The organism is Streptococcus pseudopneumoniae (assembly GCF_038148955.1).
Classification (GTDB): Bacteria; Bacillota; Bacilli; order Lactobacillales; family Streptococcaceae; genus Streptococcus; species Streptococcus pseudopneumoniae_T.
In genome coordinates this window covers 19,291-37,923 of sequence record NZ_JBBJZY010000005.1, presented here as the reverse complement: position 1 = coordinate 37,923, position 18,633 = coordinate 19,291, and the positions used below count along the sequence as shown (strand labels likewise).

The 18,633-nt window shown below is 37.9% G+C and carries 17 protein-coding genes, 1 pseudogene and 2 other annotated features; of the genes and pseudogenes, 17 read left to right on the top strand and 1 reads right to left on the bottom strand.

Annotated features, from left to right (window positions below):
- The first annotated feature begins 6 nt into the window (after positions 1–6).
- The 17 genes from WKI23_RS02830 to trpA all read left to right on the top strand — a co-directional run bounded on the left by WKI23_RS02830 (position 7) and on the right by trpA (position 18,552).
- On the top strand, positions 7–648 hold the full coding sequence (locus WKI23_RS02830) for a phosphate signaling complex PhoU family protein (protein ID WP_000945324.1): 642 nt from the start codon (positions 7–9) through the stop codon (positions 646–648).
- Positions 649–660: 12 nt separating this feature from the next.
- Positions 661–2,136, top strand: a complete 1,476-nt coding sequence (galT, locus tag WKI23_RS02825) for a UDP-glucose--hexose-1-phosphate uridylyltransferase (protein WP_368078882.1) — start codon at positions 661–663, stop codon at positions 2,134–2,136.
- A 12-nt stretch (positions 2,137–2,148) separates the two neighbouring features.
- Complete coding sequence (gene galE, locus WKI23_RS02820; protein ID WP_000996560.1) at positions 2,149–3,159, top strand: UDP-glucose 4-epimerase GalE; 1,011 nt, start codon at positions 2,149–2,151, stop codon at positions 3,157–3,159.
- Positions 3,160–3,341: 182 nt separating this feature from the next.
- Positions 3,342–4,001, top strand: coding sequence for a DUF1868 domain-containing protein (locus WKI23_RS02815; RefSeq protein ID WP_368078881.1), 660 nt, complete (start codon positions 3,342–3,344; stop codon positions 3,999–4,001).
- Between the two features lie 24 nt (positions 4,002–4,025).
- Positions 4,026–5,093, top strand: a complete 1,068-nt coding sequence (locus WKI23_RS02810; RefSeq protein ID WP_000738376.1) for an extracellular solute-binding protein — start codon at positions 4,026–4,028, stop codon at positions 5,091–5,093.
- Between the two features lie 102 nt (positions 5,094–5,195).
- Entirely contained in the window at positions 5,196–6,206 is a 1,011-nt protein-coding gene (locus WKI23_RS02805) for an ABC transporter ATP-binding protein (protein ID WP_368078880.1), read from the top strand.
- An 11-nt stretch (positions 6,207–6,217) separates the two neighbouring features.
- Positions 6,218–7,909, top strand: coding sequence for an ABC transporter permease (locus WKI23_RS02800; RefSeq protein WP_001216174.1), 1,692 nt, complete (start codon positions 6,218–6,220; stop codon positions 7,907–7,909).
- Positions 7,910–7,911: 2 nt separating this feature from the next.
- Positions 7,912–8,622, top strand: coding sequence for an MgtC/SapB family protein (locus tag WKI23_RS02795; RefSeq protein WP_001149044.1), 711 nt, complete (start codon positions 7,912–7,914; stop codon positions 8,620–8,622).
- Between the two features lie 686 nt (positions 8,623–9,308).
- Positions 9,309–10,304: a LacI family DNA-binding transcriptional regulator gene (locus tag WKI23_RS02790; protein ID WP_368078879.1), complete on the top strand. Its 996-nt coding sequence runs from the start codon at positions 9,309–9,311 to the stop codon at positions 10,302–10,304.
- Positions 10,305–10,529: 225 nt separating this feature from the next.
- Positions 10,530–10,755 (top strand) — a binding site (T-box leader).
- Between the two features lie 65 nt (positions 10,756–10,820).
- Positions 10,821–11,999, top strand: coding sequence for a tryptophan synthase subunit beta (gene trpB, locus WKI23_RS02785; RefSeq protein WP_368078878.1), 1,179 nt, complete (start codon positions 10,821–10,823; stop codon positions 11,997–11,999).
- Positions 11,996–12,221: a binding site (T-box leader), on the top strand. It overlaps the preceding gene by 4 nt.
- A gap of 71 nt (positions 12,222–12,292) precedes the next feature.
- Positions 12,293–13,654: an anthranilate synthase component I gene (gene trpE / locus WKI23_RS02780; protein WP_368078877.1), complete on the top strand. Its 1,362-nt coding sequence runs from the start codon at positions 12,293–12,295 to the stop codon at positions 13,652–13,654.
- On the top strand, positions 13,651–14,217 hold the full coding sequence (locus WKI23_RS02775) for an aminodeoxychorismate/anthranilate synthase component II (RefSeq protein ID WP_368078876.1): 567 nt from the start codon (positions 13,651–13,653) through the stop codon (positions 14,215–14,217). Before trpE ends, WKI23_RS02775 begins: the two co-directional genes overlap by 4 nt.
- A gap of 10 nt (positions 14,218–14,227) precedes the next feature.
- Positions 14,228–15,232, top strand: coding sequence for an anthranilate phosphoribosyltransferase (gene trpD / locus WKI23_RS02770; protein ID WP_368078875.1), 1,005 nt, complete (start codon positions 14,228–14,230; stop codon positions 15,230–15,232).
- Positions 15,229–15,996, top strand: a complete 768-nt coding sequence (trpC, locus tag WKI23_RS02765; RefSeq protein ID WP_368078874.1) for an indole-3-glycerol phosphate synthase TrpC — start codon at positions 15,229–15,231, stop codon at positions 15,994–15,996. Before trpD ends, trpC begins: the two co-directional genes overlap by 4 nt.
- Positions 15,983–16,582, top strand: coding sequence for a phosphoribosylanthranilate isomerase (locus tag WKI23_RS02760; RefSeq protein WP_192851968.1), 600 nt, complete (start codon positions 15,983–15,985; stop codon positions 16,580–16,582). The genes trpC and WKI23_RS02760 overlap by 14 nt, the downstream gene beginning before the upstream one ends.
- Positions 16,560–17,783, top strand: a complete 1,224-nt coding sequence (gene trpB / locus WKI23_RS02755; protein ID WP_000331265.1) for a tryptophan synthase subunit beta — start codon at positions 16,560–16,562, stop codon at positions 17,781–17,783. Before WKI23_RS02760 ends, trpB (WKI23_RS02755) begins: the two co-directional genes overlap by 23 nt.
- A complete protein-coding gene (gene trpA / locus WKI23_RS02750) occupies positions 17,776–18,552 on the top strand; it encodes a tryptophan synthase subunit alpha (protein ID WP_368078873.1) in 777 nt (258 codons plus the stop codon). The genes trpB (WKI23_RS02755) and trpA overlap by 8 nt, the downstream gene beginning before the upstream one ends.
- Here trpA and WKI23_RS02745 read toward each other — a convergent pair.
- A pseudogene (locus WKI23_RS02745) lies at positions 18,524–18,625 on the bottom strand (prepilin peptidase); the annotation flags it as partial. The gene trpA and the pseudogene WKI23_RS02745 overlap by 29 nt on opposite strands.
- Between the last annotated feature and the right edge of the window lie 8 nt (positions 18,626–18,633).

Sequence of the window (18,633 nt, the reverse complement as noted above, 5' to 3'; positions counted from 1 at the left end):
ACCTAAATGTTAAGGTTATATTTAGAAAATGAAATTATAGAATTATCAAATAATTTAGAGACCATTTGGGTATCTGTGCTTGATAAATATGAGAAGTTATTTGAATATTTATCAAATGAAGAACGAATAGAATTGATTAAAGAAGATTTAATCATAAATGAGTCAGTTCTAAATGTTGATAAAAAAGGATATGAGTTAATTTGTTTACAACATCCCGTTTCATATGACTTAAGAAGAATTATTAGTGTAATAAAAATATCAACTGACATTGAACGTATTGGGGATAGAATTGTTGAAATTTTAAAAAATCTACAGATTATTCAAAACAATGAAATTTTGAAGAAAATTATTTCAGAAATAAAAATACTTCATGAAGTTATCGGACTGCATATGAATAGGGCTATATCTTGTTATAGAGAGGAACAATCTGGATGTTTAGATATGGTTGTTATACAAAAACAGAATGAGATAGAAGAGCTTAGTATAAATATTGAAAAGAAAATCATGAATTACATATTTGAAGATGATGGGAACGTTTCTGAAGTAATTGGTGCTTTGGATATTATTCATCACCTTGATAAAATTGCTCATACTACGCAATCAATTTATAAATGGATAATGTATAGAAAATATGGGAACATAAATTAGAAAGAAAAATATATGAAAACAATTATTGATAATTTTGTTGATAGAGTAATTGAATACGGAATGTATAATGAAATTGACAAAATATATGTGAAAAATAGAGTACTAGCGTTAATAGGTGAGGAGGGAACTGATCGCATTTCCGATGAAAATGACCTGAAACAAATAAAAGATTACTTAGTGGAAATCGCCTTAAAAAACGGTAAAATTAAAGATTTAATCGAGGAAAAGGAATGTTTAGGAGCAGAGTTAATGAATTTCATAGTTCCTTTACCTAGTCGATTAAATGATATTTTTTGGAGTTCATATGATATATCACCTCAAGAAGCAGTTGAAGAGTTTTATAAGTTAAGTAAAGATAGTGATTATATTAAAACTTCTGCTATTGCTAAGAATATTGAGTTTAGAGCATCAACTAAATACGGAGAGCTAGAGATTACGATAAATTTGTCAAAACCCGAAAAAGATCCAAAAACAATTGCTGCTGAAAAATTAGTAAAAGCAACTAATTATCCCAAATGTTTACTATGTATGGAAAATGAAGGATATCAGGGGCGAATAAATTATCCAGCACGTTCGAATCATAGAATTATTCGGTTGAAACTTGGTGACGAAGTATGGGGATTCCAGTATTCTCCCTACTCATACTTTAATGAGCATGCGATATTTTTAAATAGTCAACATGTACCAATGGCTATTACCTCTAAAACATTTGAACAATTATTGGAGATTGTTGATATTTTGCCAGGATATTTTGCTGGTTCAAATTCTGATCTTCCTATCTCAGGAGGCTCCATTCTTAGTCATAACCACTACCAGGGAGGGAAACATATTTTCCCAATGGAAAAAGCAAAATTTGAGAGTGAATTTCGTTTTAAAGACTTTGAGGATGTTAATGCTGGTATTGTAAAATGGCCAATGTCAGTAATTAGGTTACAAAGTGAAAATAAAAATCGCTTGTTAGATTTAGCTACTAAAATTCTAAATAAGTGGAGAGAACATTCAGATTTAGAAGTAGACATCATTGCTATGACTGAAGATGTCCCACACCATACGGTGACTCCTATTGCTCGTAAAGTGGACGGGAGATATGAATTAGATATTGTTCTAAGAGATAATCATACTACTGAACAATACCCAGATGGTGTTTTCCATCCTCATCAAGATGTACAACATATTAAAAAGGAAAATATCGGGTTAATCGAAGTGATGGGACTTGCGATATTACCACCTCGTTTGAAACCAGAGTTAGAAGAAGTTGGAAAATATCTTTTAGGAGAGGATAACGCAATTGCGGATTATCATTTAGAATGGGCCGACCAATTGAAAGAAAAATATCCTCGCATTAATAAAGAAGAGGTTAATAGCGTAGTTCAACACGAAGTAGGACAAGTGTTTGCGAGAGTTCTGGAAGATGCAGGAGTTTATAAGAATACACCGTCTGGGCATGAAGCGTTTATGAGATTTGTTAAGTCGGTTGGAATTAATTAGGAGGAAACCCAAATGGCAATATTGGTAACAGGCGGAGCTGGTTATATTGGTAGCCATACCGTAGTAGAATTACTAAATTTAGGAAAGGAAGTTATCATTGTCGACAACCTTTCGAACTCTAGCATCTTGGTGCTAGACCGTATTGAAGCAATTACAGGAATACGTCCCGTGTTTTACGAATTAGATGTTTGTGATAAACAAGCATTGAGAAAGGTATTTGAACAAGAATCGATTGATGCTGCAATTCATTTTGCAGGTTATAAAGCTGTCGGAGAATCCGTGCAAAAGCCTGTGATGTACTACAAAAATAATATTATGAGTACATTGGCACTTGTTGAAGTGATGTCAGAATTTAATGTTAAAAAGATTGTCTTTTCTTCAAGTGCGACTGTATATGGAATTAACAATCAGTCACCTCTAATTGAGACGATGCAAACAAGTGCTACAAATCCTTATGGGTATACGAAAGTGATGCTTGAGCAAATTTTAAAAGATGTTCATGTGGCAGACTCAGAATGGAGTATTGCGTTGCTTCGTTATTTCAATCCAATTGGTGCTCATGAGTCTGGTTTGATTGGGGAAGATCCCTCAGGAATTCCTAACAACTTGATGCCTTATATTGCACAAGTAGCGGTAGGTAAGTTGTCAGAGCTAAGTGTGTTCGGAAATGATTATGATACGCTTGATGGTACTGGTGTGCGTGATTATATCCATGTAGTAGATTTAGCAATAGGACATATAAAAGCTTTAGAAAAAGTATCTGAAAAAACAGATGTTTATATCTATAACCTAGGCTCGGGAGAAGGCACTAGTGTATTACAACTTGTAAATACATTTGAAAGTGTTAATAAGATCCCTATTCCTTATAAAATAGTTCCAAGACGTTCAGGAGACGTTGCAACTTGTTATGCAAATGCAGACAAAGCATATAAGGAATTAAATTGGAGGACAACAAAATCGATTGAAGACATGTGTAGAGATACATGGAATTGGCAATCAAAAAATCCCAATGGCTATAATTGATGATACTGTCTATATGAGTGCTGTATTTTGGAAAAATTACTTAAACTTTTAATGAAATGCATATTTAATGAAAGATAAATTTTTTAAAAAAATGTTTGAAAGCGCTTGACAAAGTAAACGGTTTCGTTATATAATATAAGCATGATGACACCGGTGTCAAATATAAAAAAGAGGGTCTTTATATGAAAAACCTAACAAAAATTAAGTTCAAAGAAAATGGAGAATTTAATCATTTTCCAGGAAATACTGTTGTAGCAAATCTTTATACTAAACAAGATTTGATGGAAGTTGTTGATATTATTCAATCACGTTATAGAGAATTACCATTTATCGATAAGTTTACTTTAACTCCAAGGAATTCTATTCACATGACTGTAATTGAATTGTTGTGCCATGAAAATCGTGAAACGGAGTTTTGGAGCAGTAATCTTCCTCTTGATACACCTTTACAGGAAATACATGATTACTTTGCTAAACAACTTGAAATTTTTCCATTGTTAAATGAAGAAATTCATATGCGTGTGACTGAAATGGGAAAACAAAACATACTAGTTGAACCTGCAGATGAAGCTTCTGCTAAGAGATTAGAAGAAATTCGTACTTATGTCTCAGAAAAAGCAGGTGTTCGTTTCCCTAATCATGATAGATATCAATTCCATATTTCAATTGGGTATCTTCGGATTCCTCTAACCGAAGAGGAGGAAGAAGAGTTTACTAAAGTTAGAGCGGAATTAACTGAAATTTTATTAGAGAAGATTCCAACTATTACTGTAAACCGTATTGACTATACTGTATTTGAAGATATGAGACAATTTGTTCCATATCACGAAAAATTTAAATAAAATAATAAAAAAGGAGAACTTATCATGAAAAAAATGAAAGTTTGGTCTACTGTACTTGCAACGGGAGTTGCTCTTACTACACTTGCTGCTTGCTCTGGAGGTTCAAATTCTACGACTGCTTCTTCATCTGAAGAAAAAGCTGATAAAAGTCAAGAATTAGTAATCTATTCGAACTCAGTTTCAAATGGTCGTGGTGATTGGTTAACTGCTAAAGCAAAAGAAGCTGGTTTTAATATAAAAATGGTTGATATTCCTGGCGCTCAATTAGCAGACCGTGTTATTGCCGAGAAGAATAATGCAGTTGCAGATATGGTATTTGGAATTGGTGCTGTTGATTCAAATAAAATTAGAGATCAAAAATTACTAGTCCAGTACAAGCCTAAATGGTTAGATAAAATTGATCAATCTTTATCAGATAAAGATAATTATTATAATCCTGTGATTGTTCAACCATTAGTTTTAATTGGGGCGCCTGATGTAAAAGAAATGCCTAAAGATTGGACTGAATTAGGTAGTAAGTATAAAGGTAAATATTCAATTTCTGGTCTTCAAGGTGGTACAGGACGGGCAATTCTAGCAAGCATCTTAGTTCGATACCTTGATGATAAAGGTGAATTAGGTGTTTCCGAAAAAGGTTGGGAAGCAGCAAAAGAATATTTGAAAAATGCATACACTCTTCAAAAGGGAGAAAGTTCAATTGTTAAGATGTTAGACAAAGAAGATCCAATACAATATGGAATGATGTGGGGTTCTGGTGCATTAGTTGGACAAAAAGAACAAAATGTTGTTTTCAAAGTTATGACTCCTGAGATTGGTGTACCATTTGTAACTGAACAAACTATGGTTTTAAGCACTAGTAAAAAACAAGCGTTAGCTAAAGAATTTATTGATTGGTTTGGTCAATCAGAAATTCAAGTAGAATATAGTAAGAACTTTGGATCTATTCCTGCAAATAAAGATGCCCTAACAGAGTTACCTGAAGATACGAAAAAATTTGTTGATCAAGTGAAACCACAAAATATTGACTGGGAAGCTGTTGGAAAACATTTGGATGAATGGGTAGAAAAAGCTGAATTAGAATACGTACAATAAGAAATAAGAGTTAATTTTTATGTCCAAGTCTCTCTATTATTTCTAAATTTATGGAAGAAATAAAGAGAGGCTTTTGGTTTAGTAATAGAGGGAGTTAGTGAGATGATTAAATTTGATAATATTCAAATTAAATATGGTGATTTTGTTGCAATTGATAATCTAAATTTAGATATACATGAAGGGGAATTTTTTACATTTCTTGGACCTTCAGGATGTGGTAAATCAACTACTTTGAGAGCATTGGTAGGTTTTCTAGATCCATCATCAGGAAGTATTGAAGTTAATGGGACAGATGTCACTCATTTGGAACCTGAAAAGCGTGGAATTGGTATTGTATTTCAATCTTATGCGCTATTTCCAACTATGACTGTTTTTGATAATATTGCATTTGGTTTAAAAGTTAAGAAGGTAGCTCCAGATGTTATTAAAGCAAAAGTATCAGCAGTAGCAGCAAAAATTAAGATCTCTGATCAACAGCTACAGCGTAATGTATCAGAATTATCTGGGGGTCAACAACAAAGGGTAGCATTGGCTCGTGCTCTGGTTCTTGAACCTAAAATTCTTTGTCTAGATGAACCATTGTCAAACCTTGACGCAAAATTACGTGTAGATTTGAGAAAAGAGTTGAAAAGACTTCAAAAAGAGTTAGGTATTACTACTTTATATGTTACTCATGATCAAGAGGAAGCCTTGACTTTATCTGATAGAATTGCAGTCTTTAACAATGGATACATCGAACAGGTCGGTACACCAGTAGAAATTTATCATAATTCTCAAACTGAATTTGTATGTGATTTTATTGGAGATATTAATGTTTTGACCGATGAAACAGTCCACGAAGTATTACTGAAAAATGCAAGCGTTCTCTTAGAAGATAAAAAAGGATACATTCGATTAGAGAAAGTTCGATTCAATCGTGAAACTGAACAAGATTTCATTCTAAAAGGTACAATTATTGATGTTGAGTTTTCTGGAGTTACAATTCACTATACAATAAAAGTTTCTGAAAGTCAGATTCTTAATGTAACAAGTATTGATAGTCAGGCTGCTATTAGATCTGTCGGAGAAAGTGTGGAATTATTTATCACACCATCAGACGTTCTGCAATTTTAAGGAGGTGCAGTATGCGTCATAAATTAAATTTAAAAGATTGGCTTATTCGTTTAGGGTTAATCTGGTTCTTAGTAACATTTATTATTTATCCAAACTTTGATCTAGTAGTGAATGTATTTGTAAAAGGAGGAGAATTTTCCCTTGATGCTGTACATCGTGTTCTAAAATCTCAGAGGGCACTTCAGAGTATTATGAACAGTTTTAAGTTGGCATTTTCACTCATTATTACAGTTAATGTCGTAGGTATTCTTTGTGTTCTATTTACAGAATACTTTGATATTAAAGGTGCTAAAATTTTAAAATTAGGTTATATGACCTCTTTAATTTATGGAGGAGTGGTTTTAGCGACTGGATATAAATTTGTCTATGGTCCTTATGGATTGATTACAAAATTTTTACAAAATATTATCCCTTCTTTAGACCCTAACTGGTTTATTGGGTATGGTGCAGTCTTATTCATTATGACATTTTCAGGAACTGCTAATCATACATTGTTTTTAACAAATACAATTCGAAGCGTTGACTATCACACTATTGAGGCTGCTCGAAATATGGGAGCAAAACCATTTACTGTTTTCCGAAAAGTAGTGTTACCAACCTTAATTCCAACTCTATTTGCACTTACTATCATGGTTTTTCTTAGTGGTTTATCTGCAGTAGCAGCACCCATGATTGTTGGTGGTAAAGAATTTCAAACTATAAATCCAATGATTATTACATTTGCAGGGATGGGGAATTCTCGTGATTTAGCTGCCCTACTTGCAATTATTTTAGGTATTGCAACTACAATTTTGCTTACTATCATGAACAAGATAGAAAAAGGTGGAAATTATATTTCTATCTCTAAGACTAAAGCGCCTCTTAAAAAACAAAAAATTGCGTCTAAGCCTTGGAATATCATTGCTCACATTGTAGCATATGGATTGTTCACAGTTTTCATGCTTCCACTAATTTTTATAGTATTATACTCATTTACAGATCCAGTTGCAATTCAAACAGGTAACTTAACATTATCAAACTTTACTTTAGAAAATTATCGCTTATTCTTTAGTAATAGTGCGGCATTCTCTCCATTCTTGGTCAGCTTTATTTATTCTATTATTGCTGCGACAACAGCAACAATTCTCGCAGTTGTATTTGCTCGTGTTGTCAGAAAACATAAATCTCGTTTTGATTTCTTATTTGAATATGGTGCTCTACTTCCTTGGTTACTACCAAGTACACTTTTAGCAGTAAGTTTATTATTTACTTTTAATCAGCCACAATTTCTTGTCTTGAATCAGATTTTGGTAGGTAGTTTGGTAATTCTACTTATTGCATATATAGTTGTAAAAATCCCATTTTCTTATAGAATGGTACGTGCTATTTTATTTAGTGTTGATGATGAGATGGAAGATGCAGCAAGAAGTATGGGTGCTTCACCTTTTTATACTATGATGAAGGTTATCATTCCATTTATTTTACCGGTTGTTCTCTCTGTTATTGCTTTAAACTTTAACTCTTTATTAACTGACTTCGACTTATCTGTATTTCTTTACCATCCATTAGCTCAACCACTGGGTATAACTATTCGTTCAGCAGGTGATGAAACAGCAACTTCAAATGCTCAAGCACTTGTATTCGTTTATACTATTGTATTAATGATAATTTCTGGTTCTGTTTTATACTTTACTCAGAGACCAGTTAGTAGAAAAAGGAAATAATAATGCAAGCAACAAGCTTAGGACTATCATATATCGAAATTGTATTAAGAATTGTACTTTCATTAGTTATTGGTGGTGTAATTGGTTTAGAGAGAGGAAGTAAATCTCAACCAGCAGGTATTCGTACACATAGTATTGTTTGTCTGGCTGCATGTTTAATTATGATGACTAATGAGTATGTATCTTATAAATTTGGTACAGGAGATCCTACACGCTTAGGTGCGCAGGTTATATCAGGTGTTGGTTTTCTTGGGGCTGGAACAATACTTATTACAGATAAAAAGAAAATAACTGGTTTAACAACTGCAGCCGGAATATGGGCTTCAGCTGGAATCGGTCTAGCTATTGGTGTTGGTTTTTATGAAGGAGCCATACTAGGAGCAATGTCTGTTTGGAGTGTTATAACTATGTTCCAACCTTTAAAAAAATATCTTCAAAGTCGTTCAAAGATAATCGAATTGTATATCGTTGTTAGATCTACAGAGGCATATAATCGGGTACTAGTATACTGTGCTGAGAATGGCATTAGAATGACTGATTCTAGAACTGCATTTGGAGATGTTAATTCAGAAAGAATTGAATATTTTGATGTTCCAGACAAAAAAATCGCGTCATTTATTACTCTGGAATTATCAGGTAGATTTGAGCACCTTAAACTAATGGAAGAAATTGCTAATATTGTTGGTGTGATTTATGTTGAGGAAATCAGCTAATCTAGGGATAAACAAAGGGACGGATTATTCTAGTCCTTTTGTTTTCTTTAAATAATAAGAAATATAAGGGCACATCTAAAAACTCAATTTCAATACTTTTAAACATTGATGTATCAACGTTTTCTGAGCAATAAAAATAGAAAATCGGTAGTTTTTAGAGGTGTCCATAATAATTTTTGAAGAAAAGGATCTAACTAATTTGAGAGTATATAAAGTGGATTTTGATGCAGGAAAAATAACTTATTTTGATGACTATAATCTCATACAGGTATACCACTTCCATTCATTTTATGATGTTTGTGAGATGGTGTTCGCTTGTCATTTACCATTTGAAGAAATGCTTAGAAATGTTATTGTTAAGGAGAAAGCTGTTCCCATATTAGAGTGTTATATTGAACAGATAATGAATACATTTCTAAATACAGAAGGATTTACTGAAAATGATTCCTTGGAATTTTCAGGTAGTGTATTTTCTTATCCGGTGATTTGTAATGCAGTTTACAAAATAGTACAAAACAGTGAATTGAATTGTAAAATTTATGTTACTAGTACTGAAAGTTAATGTAGATTTAGTGAAGTATTTCCTCCAGATGTAAACTAGATTAAAAGATTAGAATGTAATTTTCTTGTTAAAATAATTTAAATATTGTATAGTTATAGTGAAGGTTTATGACAGGAGTATTTTAATGGAAAAAGGGAAAAAGGTAACGATATATGATATTGCACGTTTGTCTGGTTTTTCTCCAAAGACAGTTTCACGTGTAATAAATGGAGGGAATAGAGTAAAACCTGAGACTTATAATGCCATAAAAAAAGTCATCGATGAGTTATCCTATATTCCAAATGCCTATGCTCAGAATTTAACGAAGAAAGAAACCACGAATATTTTAATATCTGTGAAGAAGATTGATTCTTTTCCTTTAATCTGGTTTCAAACACTTTTAGATAAAGTTTTACAAACTTGTAGACAATTTGGGGTAAATGCTATTGTTGAATATTTTGGAGAGGAAGATTCGATTAGTAATTCAATTATTTCAAGTACTGGTAGCCTTGTAGATGGAGTGATTGTCTTTTATGAGGGGGAGAATGATATTCGAATCCAATATTTAAAGAAAAATAATATGCCTTTCATTGTCTTTGGAGAGTCTCAAACACCTGGAGTAGTTTACGTATCTAACAATAACTTTCAAGCTACTTATGATATGATGAAAGTAGTTTTGGAAAAGAATTTTAAAGATATGTGGTTACTTATGGGAGGTGAGTCTTATGTAAATAAGGATCGAGAGAGAGGAGTGAGAACTTTTTTAAAGGATAATAATTATTCTATGGATTTGAAGGTAGTTTATGGTTTAACTACAATAGAGTCAGTTTATTCCTTTGCTGTGAATGATTTGTCTTTTGGAAATTATCCAGATATTATATTTGTTTCAGGCGATGAAAAAGTTCAGGGACTAATTCGTGCGTGTTACGAAAAAGGAATAGCGATTCCGGATAATATATCCGTTGTTGGATTTGATAATATTCCAATTTCACAGTATTACACTCCTGCTTTGTCTACAATTTCTCCTAATTATGTTAAATTAGCTCAAGAAATGATTGAAGGGGTATTAGCAATTATAAAGGGGGAAAGTGTCACATCTGTTGAAGTTTCTACTAAACTTGTTAGGAGACAGAGTTTCTAGTATTGTTTAATTCTTGAAAATCCTAGTGGAAAAGATGGAGTGTTCTAAAATAAGTTCTGTTTAGCATCCATTCAGTTTCTATTGAGTTGAATCCGATTTCTAACAAGTAGGACATGTTCAATCTAAGGAAGACATGGTAATATTTGGCATCACATTCGAATCACAATTTATCAAAAAAATCGTAAAAAAGTCTTGACAAAGAAAAAACAAAGTATTAAAATAAGTTCAACAAATCAGAAAAGTAACTATTTTTGATCTTCAGGGAGCCTGTGGTGATTGTGAACAGGTGGTTGGAAGTAGTGAAAGTGGGCTGATTTTAAAAATGAATTTGAAACAATGAAAATTCGGTGCGCACACCTTACAGTGCAACTTGTTGTTAGACAAGGCAGAGATGTAAAGGGGAATAGTCCCTTTATAATTGAGGTGGCACCGCGTTACTAACGCCCTCACACAGAATCCAATCTGTGTGTGGGCTTTTTTCATATCTTGAAATCAATACAGAAAGAGGAAATTTTTATGACAACTAAAGGTTATTTTGGACAATTTGGTGGTAGTTTTGTACCGGAGTCGATTCAGGCTTTGTTGGATGAGTTGGAAGTGACATTTGACAAGTACAAGGATGATCCAGAATTTTTGGCAGAATTTCGCCATTACTTGAAGGATTATTCAGGTCGCGAAACTCCGCTCTATTTTGCAGAAAGTTTGACAGATCACTTAGGTGGCGCTAAGATTTATCTCAAGCGTGAAGACCTTAACCACCTTGGTTCTCACAAGCTCAACAACGTTTTAGGACAAATTCTTTTGGCTAAACGCATGGGCAAAAAACGAGTGATTGCGGAAACAGGAGCTGGTCAGCACGGTGTTGCGACAGCAGCGGCTGCAGCCAAGTTTGGGATGGCCTGTGATGTCTACATGGGAGCAGAGGATGTGGAACGTCAACGTCTCAATGTTTTCCGTATGGAGATGATGGGAGCAACTGTTCACGCAGTTGAAACAGGGACTCGTACCCTCAAAGATGCTGTTGATGCAGCCTTTGGAGCATGGATGAATGACCTTGAAGCCTTTTATGTTCTGGGATCTGCTGTGGGACCTCACCCATATCCAACCATTGTTCATGAGTTCCAAAAGGTCATTAGTGAAGAATCTCGCCGTCAAATCTTAGAAAAAGAAGGCCGTTTACCAGACTACGTTATTGCTTGTGTAGGTGGTGGTTCCAATGCTATCGGTGCTTTTTCTCAGTATGTGGCTGATGAAGAAGTCAAATTGGTTGGGGTTGAAGCTGCTGGGCACGGACTTGATACAGACAAGCACGCAGCTACTATGACAAAAGGTAGTATCGGAATTGTCGACGGCATGAAGACCTATGCAGTCTTTAAGGAAGACGGAGAGCTGGCTCCAGTTTACTCTATCTCAGCTGGATTGGACTATCCAGGGGTTGGCCCAGAACACGCCTACTTTAAAGATTCAGGTCGTGTGGAATATGTGGCGGCGACAGACGAAGAAGCTGTTCAGGCTCTCCTCCTTCTCAGCAAGACTGAAGGAATTATCCCAGCGATTGAAAGTTCGCACGCTATCGCAGAAGCAGTTAAACGTGCACCGAAACTAAGTAAAGACGACATTATCATCATCAATGTCTCTGGTCGTGGAGACAAGGACGTAGCTGTAATTGCAGACTACCTAGAAGCTAAAAAATAATAGATGGAAAAATTACAGTCTTTTCTCTCACAGAGAGCTTGTGGTTGCTGGAAACAAGCAGAGAAAGTTGTAAGGTTGGGTCCATCTGAAACGAGAGAAGAAAACATAATTCTCAAGGGAGTGCCCTTTATCGCACAGCCTGTTACAGGAGGTATCTGAGACAGGAATGAGAGATAGGAGAAATCCTATAATTGAGGTGGCACCGCGAATTTCGTCCTCACGCAAGTTATTTTGCGTGGGGATTTTTCATACAGTCGCCACGGACTAGAAGTAGAACTGAAAGGGAAATTACAATGGAACGAATCATTCATGGAGATGTCTTATCACCAATCTTGGCTTATATGCGCCTAAAGGGGCAACACAAGGTTATTTTAGAGAGTATTCCGAGAGACAAGGAAACAGCTCGTTTTTCTATCTTAGCCTATAATCCAGTTTTTGAGATTAAGTTTGAAAATGGAGTTCTTTATCAAAATGGGCAAGTGATTGATCAGGATCCCTTGGATTTCCTTTATGAAGTGACTCATAAGAGACAGCACCATTCAGATCTACCTTTTGGTGGTGGGGCAATTGGTTTTGTTGGTTACGATATGATTTCGCTTTATGAAGAAATTGGTCAAATCCCTCAAGATACTATTGGAACGCCAGATATGCATTTCTTCGTCTATGAGAGTTACATTGTCTTTGACCACAAGAAGGAAAAAATCCATGTCATCGAGGATGCTCTCTATAGTGAGCGTAGTCAAGAAGCCTTGGAAGAAGCCTTGAACCAAGTGCTTGAGGAATTACGCATCCCTGCAGCAAATGAATTTGAAGATTTGGATTTATCACCACTTGACTTCAAACCCCATATCGCTCCTCAGAAGTTTGAGGAAATGGTGGAAACCGCTCGTAACTTGATTCGTAACGGAGATATGTTCCAATGTGTACTCAGCCAGCGCTTCTCAGCAGAGGTTACTGGAAATCCATTTGACTTCTACAGAAATCTTCGCGTGACCAATCCATCTAATTACCTCTATTTCTATGACTTTGGGGATTATCAAATCATCGGTGCCAGTCCTGAAAGTTTGGTTTCTGTTAAAAATGGCATCGTGACAACCAATCCGATTGCCGGTACACGACCAAGAGGGGCTACGGATGAAGAAGACAAGGCCTTGGCGACAGACCTGCTTTCTGATGAGAAGGAAACAGCAGAACATCGAATGTTGGTAGACTTGGGTCGCAATGATATCGGTCGCATCTCTGAAACGGCAAGTGTCCAAGTTACCAAGTATATGGAAGTGGAGCTCTTCCGCTATGTCATGCATTTGACCAGCGTGGTGAAAGGACGATTGCTTCCAGAACTCACTGCCATGGATGCTCTGAAATCAACACTTCCAGCTGGGACAGTGTCAGGAGCACCAAAGATTAGGGCCATGAGACGCATCTATGAATTGGAAACAGAAAAACGTGGCGTATACGCAGGAGCAATCGGCTACTTGTCTGCGACGGGCGATATGGATTTCGCCATTGCCATCCGAACTATGATTCTCAAAAATCAAACAGCCTACGTGCAGGCTGGGGCAGGGATTATCTACGACTCTATCGCCCAAAACGAATACCAAGAAACCATTAACAAGGCTAAATCTATGACTAGAATTGGAGAACTAAGACCATGATTTTATTGATTGACAACTATGATTCTTTTACCTATAACTTGGCGCAGTACATTGGGAATTTTGCAGAAGTGCAGGTCTTGAGAAATGATGATCCCAAGCTGTATGAAGAAGCTGAAAAAGCAGATGGTCTGGTCTTTTCTCCTGGTCCTGGTTGGCCAGTTGATGCTGGAAAGATGGAAGACATGATTCGTGACTTTGCAGGCAAGAAGCCGATTCTAGGGATTTGTTTGGGCCACCAAGCTATCGCAGAAGTATTTGGTGGTAAGCTAGGTTTGGCTCCAAAAGTCATGCATGGGAAACAGAGCAATATCAGCTTTGAAGCGCCATCTGTTTTGTATCAAAGTATCAAGGATGGCCGTGCGGTCATGCGTTACCACAGTATTTTGATTGAAGAAATGCCAGAAGACTTTGAAGTGACAGCTCGTTCGACTGATGACCAAGCTATTATGGGAATTCAACACAAAAATCTACCAATTTATGGTTTCCAGTACCATCCAGAAAGTATCGGAACGCCTGACGGCTTGTCTTCTATTCGGAATTTTATCGAGAATGTTGTAAAGTGAGGAAACTAGGATGAAAGAGATTATTGAAAAACTAGCAAAATTTGAAAATTTATCAGGTGTGGAAATGACGGACGTCATTGAGCGTATCGTAACTGGCCGTGTAACGGAGGCGCAGATTGCTTCTCTCCTTTTGGCTCTTAAGATGAAGGGAGAAACACCTGAAGAACGCACAGCCATTGCACAAGTCATGAGAGGGCATGCCCAACATATTCCAACTGAGATTCATGATGCCATGGACAACTGTGGTACAGGTGGGGATAAGTCTTTCAGCTTTAACATTTCCACAACTGCAGCCTTTGTCTTGGCTGGTGGCGGTGTTCACATGGCCAAGCACGGTAACCGTTCGATTTCTTCTAAATCTGGTTCTGCAGATGTCCTCGAAGCCTTGGGTATCAACCTAGACCTCAAACCAGCTGAACTAGGTAAGCTCTTTGATAAAACTGGAATCGTCTTTCTCTTTGCAAAAAATATGCATCCAGCAATGAAATACATCATGCCAGCTCGTTTGGAATTGGGTATTCCAACGATCATGAACTTGACTGGTCCCCTGATTCACCCAATGGCCTTGGAAACACAGCTTCTTGGAATTAGTCGTGCAGAACTTCTAGAAAGTACAGCTCAGGTTTTGAAAAATATGGGCCGCAAACGTGCCATCGTAGTTGCTGGGCCAGAAGGATTGGATGAAGCTGGTTTGAATGGAACAACCAAGATTGCACTTCTTGAGAATGGCGAAATCACCTTGTCAAGCTTTACTCCAGAGGATTTGGGAATGGAGCGTTACGCTATCGAAGATATCCGTGGAGGCAATGCTCAGGAAAATGCAGAAATTTTGCTCAGCGTTCTTAAAAATGAACCAAGTCCATTCTTGGAAACGACAGTCTTAAATGCTGGCCTTGGTTTCTATGCTAATGGTAAGGTAGATAATATCAAGGATGGAGTTGCCTTGGCTCGTCAAGTGATTGCTAGTGGCAAGGCCCTTGAAAAACTCAGACTGTTACAGGAGTACCAAAAATGAGTCAGGAATTTTTAGCACGAATATTAGAGCAGAAGGTGCGTGAGGTCGAGCAGATGGAGCTGGAGGAAATCCAGCCCCTACGCCAGACCTATCGCTTGGCAGAATTTTTGAAGAATCACCAAGACCGTTTACAAGTAATTGCTGAGGTAAAGAAGGCTAGCCCTAGTCTGGGAGATATCAATCTCGATGTGGATATTGTGCAACAGGCCCAGACTTATGAAGCGAATGGCGCAGTGATGATTTCGGTTTTGACAGATGAGGTTTTCTTTAAAGGGCATTTGGATTATCTGCGGGAGATTTCCAGTCAGGTAGAGATTCCGACGCTCAACAAGGATTTTATCATCGATGAAAAGCAAATCATCCGCGCCCGCAATGCAGGTGCAACAGTCATCCTGCTCATTGTGGCAGCCTTGTCAGAAGAACGCCTCAAGGAACTGTATGACTACGCGACAGAGCTTGGTTTGGAAGTCTTGGTGGAGACTCACAATCTAGCTGAATTAGAAGTGGCCCACAGGCTTGGTGCTGAGATTATTGGGGTCAATAACCGCAACTTGACCACCTTTGAAGTTGACTTGCAGACCAGTGTAGATTTGGCTAAACATTTCAAAAATGATTGCTTGTACATTTCTGAATCTGCCATTTTCACAGGGCAGGATGCGGAACGAGTAGCCCCATACTTTAACGGAATTTTGGTAGGGACAGCTCTTATGCAGGCAGAAGATGTGGCCCAGAGAATCAAGGAGTTGCAGATTGACAAAGGTTAAGATTTGTGGACTATCGACCAAAGAAGCGGTGGAAACAGCTGTATCAGCAGGAGCAGACTACATCGGTTTTGTCTTTGCACCTAGTAAAAGACAGGTGACTTTGGATCAGGCTGCTGAGCTGGCAACGCTTATTCCTGCAGATGTCAAAAAGGTTGGTGTATTTGTTTCACCAAGTCGGGCAGAATTGCTAGAAGCAATTGAAAAAGTTGGCCTAGACTTGGTTCAAGTTCACGGTCAGGTGGAAGATGATTTGTTTGAGGATTTGCCTTGTGCCAGCATTCAGGCGGTACAGGTGAATGGAGAGGGTCATGTGCCCAATTCTCAGGCAGACTATCTACTCTTTGATGCCCCTGTGGCAGGAAGTGGCCAGACCTTTGACTGGGCTCAACTGGATACGATTGGACTAACTCAGCCTTTCTTTATCGCAGGTGGGCTTAATGAAGACAATGTAGTAAAAGCAATTCAACACTTTACTCCCTATGCAGTAGATGTATCAAGTGGAGTGGAGACAGACGGACAAAAAGATCATGAAAAGATTAGAAGATTTATAGAGAGGGTAAAGCATGGCATATCAAGAACCAAATAAAGATGGATTTTACGGAAAATTCGGCGGACGTTTCGTCCCAGAAACATTGATGACAGCAGTTTTGGAGTTGGAGAAGGCCTACCGTGAAAGTCAGGCAGACCCAAGTTTCCAAGAGGAATTGAACCAACTCTTGCGCCAGTATGTGGGACGTGAAACTCCCCTTTACTACGCAAAAAACTTGACCCAGCATATTGGCGGAGCCAAGATTTATCTTAAACGTGAAGACCTTAACCATACAGGGGCCCACAAGATTAACAATGCCTTGGGACAAGTTCTTCTGGCTAAACGCATGGGTAAAAAGAAAATTATCGCTGAAACGGGTGCTGGTCAGCACGGTGTAGCAACTGCAACAGCTGCAGCCCTCTTTAACATGGAATGTACCATCTACATGGGTGAGGAAGATGTCAAACGCCAAGCCCTCAATGTCTTCCGTATGGAGCTTTTGGGAGCTAAGGTTGAAGCCGTAACAGATGGTTCGCGCGTGCTCAAGGATGCGGTCAATGCAGCCCTTCGTTCATGGGTGGCTAATATCGACGATACCCATTATATCCTTGGTTCTGCCTTGGGGCCACATCCTTTCCCAGAAATCGTTCGTGACTTCCAAAGTGTCATCGGTAGAGAAGCTAAACAACAGTACCGTGACTTGACAGGTCAAGATTTGCCAGATGCCCTAGTAGCCTGTGTTGGTGGTGGTTCTAATGCCATCGGGCTCTTCCATCCATTTGTAGAAGATGAGTCTGTAGCTATGTATGGGGCTGAAGCGGCTGGACTTGGTGTGGATACGGAGCACCACGCAGCTACCTTGACCAAGGGGCGTCCTGGTGTTCTTCACGGTTCTCTCATGGATGTGCTCCAAGATGCCCATGGTCAAATTCTTGAAGCCTTCTCTATCTCAGCAGGTTTGGACTATCCTGGTATCGGTCCAGAACATTCTCATTACCACGATATCAAACGTGCCAGCTATGTCCCTGTGACAGACGAAGAAGCCTTGGAAGGATTCCAACTCTTGTCTCGTGTGGAAGGGATTATCCCAGCCTTGGAATCTAGCCATGCTATCGCTTTTGCAGTGAAATTGGCCAAAGAACTCGGTCCAGACAAGTCCATGATTGTCTGTCTATCAGGTCGTGGGGACAAGGATGTGGTTCAAGTTAAAGACCGCTTGGAAGCAGATGCAGCAAAGAAGGGAGAAGCTCATGCCTAAGACACTAACAGAAAAATTGAACGCTATCAAAGCAGCTGGAAAAGGAATTTTCGTTCCCTATATTATGGCTGGAGACCATGAGAAAGGTTTGGATGGTCTCGCTGAAACAATCCACTTTTTAGAAGATTTAGGAGTTTCAGCCATTGAAGTGGGTATTCCCTTTTCAGACCCTGTTGCAGATGGACCTGTTATCGAAGAAGCAGGCTTGCGCAGTTTGGCCCACGGAACTTCTACCCAGGCTTTGGTTGAAACCTTGAAAACCATTCAAACAGAAATTCCGCTGGTCATCATGACCTACTTTAACCCCCTCTTTCAGTACGGTGTGGAGAACTTTGTCAAAGACTTGGCAGATACAGCAGTTAAGGGATTGATTATCCCAGACCTGCCTCATGAGCATGCCAACTTTGTAGAACCATTTTTGGCAGACACAGACATTGCCTTAATTCCCCTAGTTAGCTTGACAACAGGAATTGAGCGTCAAAAAGAGTTGATCAAGGGAGCAGAAGGTTTTGTCTATGCCGTTGCCATCAATGGGGTGACAGGGAAGTCAGGCAATTACCGTGCAGATTTGGACAAGCACTTGGCACAATTGCATCAAGTAGCAGACATCCCAGTCTTGACAGGATTTGGTGTGTCTAGTCAAGCTGATGTAGAACGCTTCAATGCGGTGTCAGATGGCGTTATCGTCGGTTCGAAAATTGTAAAAGCTCTCCACCAAGGAGAGCCAATTGAGGACTTTATCAAACAAGCAGTAGCTTACAAAAAATAATCATGCAAGCAGCGAGTAAGAGGAAAGGCACGAAAGGAAGTCTTTCCTTTTTCTTTTGCAGGAGAAAGGCTAGTTTTAGAT

Excerpts from the sequence above, each read along its gene's own strand:
- trpD (WP_368078875.1), top strand. The coding sequence starts at position 14,228 with ATGAAAGAGATTATTGAAAAACTAGCAAAATTTGAAAATTTATCAGGT.
- WKI23_RS02815 (WP_368078881.1), top strand. The coding sequence starts at position 3,342 with ATGAAAAACCTAACAAAAATTAAGTTCAAAGAAAATGGAGAATTTAAT.
- trpB (WP_000331265.1), top strand. The coding sequence starts at position 16,560 with ATGGCATATCAAGAACCAAATAAAGATGGATTTTACGGAAAATTCGGC.
- WKI23_RS02775 (WP_368078876.1), top strand. The coding sequence starts at position 13,651 with ATGATTTTATTGATTGACAACTATGATTCTTTTACCTATAACTTGGCG.
- galE (WP_000996560.1), top strand. The coding sequence starts at position 2,149 with ATGGCAATATTGGTAACAGGCGGAGCTGGTTATATTGGTAGCCATACC.
- galT (WP_368078882.1), top strand. The coding sequence starts at position 661 with ATGAAAACAATTATTGATAATTTTGTTGATAGAGTAATTGAATACGGA.
- WKI23_RS02795 (WP_001149044.1), top strand. The coding sequence starts at position 7,912 with ATGCAAGCAACAAGCTTAGGACTATCATATATCGAAATTGTATTAAGA.
- WKI23_RS02830 (WP_000945324.1), top strand. The coding sequence starts at position 7 with ATGTTAAGGTTATATTTAGAAAATGAAATTATAGAATTATCAAATAAT.
- trpC (WP_368078874.1), top strand. The coding sequence starts at position 15,229 with ATGAGTCAGGAATTTTTAGCACGAATATTAGAGCAGAAGGTGCGTGAG.
- WKI23_RS02800 (WP_001216174.1), top strand. The coding sequence starts at position 6,218 with ATGCGTCATAAATTAAATTTAAAAGATTGGCTTATTCGTTTAGGGTTA.
- trpB (WP_368078878.1), top strand. The coding sequence starts at position 10,821 with ATGACAACTAAAGGTTATTTTGGACAATTTGGTGGTAGTTTTGTACCG.
- trpA (WP_368078873.1), top strand. The coding sequence starts at position 17,776 with ATGCCTAAGACACTAACAGAAAAATTGAACGCTATCAAAGCAGCTGGA.
- WKI23_RS02805 (WP_368078880.1), top strand. The coding sequence starts at position 5,196 with ATGATTAAATTTGATAATATTCAAATTAAATATGGTGATTTTGTTGCA.
- WKI23_RS02790 (WP_368078879.1), top strand. The coding sequence starts at position 9,309 with ATGGAAAAAGGGAAAAAGGTAACGATATATGATATTGCACGTTTGTCT.
- WKI23_RS02810 (WP_000738376.1), top strand. The coding sequence starts at position 4,026 with ATGAAAAAAATGAAAGTTTGGTCTACTGTACTTGCAACGGGAGTTGCT.
- trpE (WP_368078877.1), top strand. The coding sequence starts at position 12,293 with ATGGAACGAATCATTCATGGAGATGTCTTATCACCAATCTTGGCTTAT.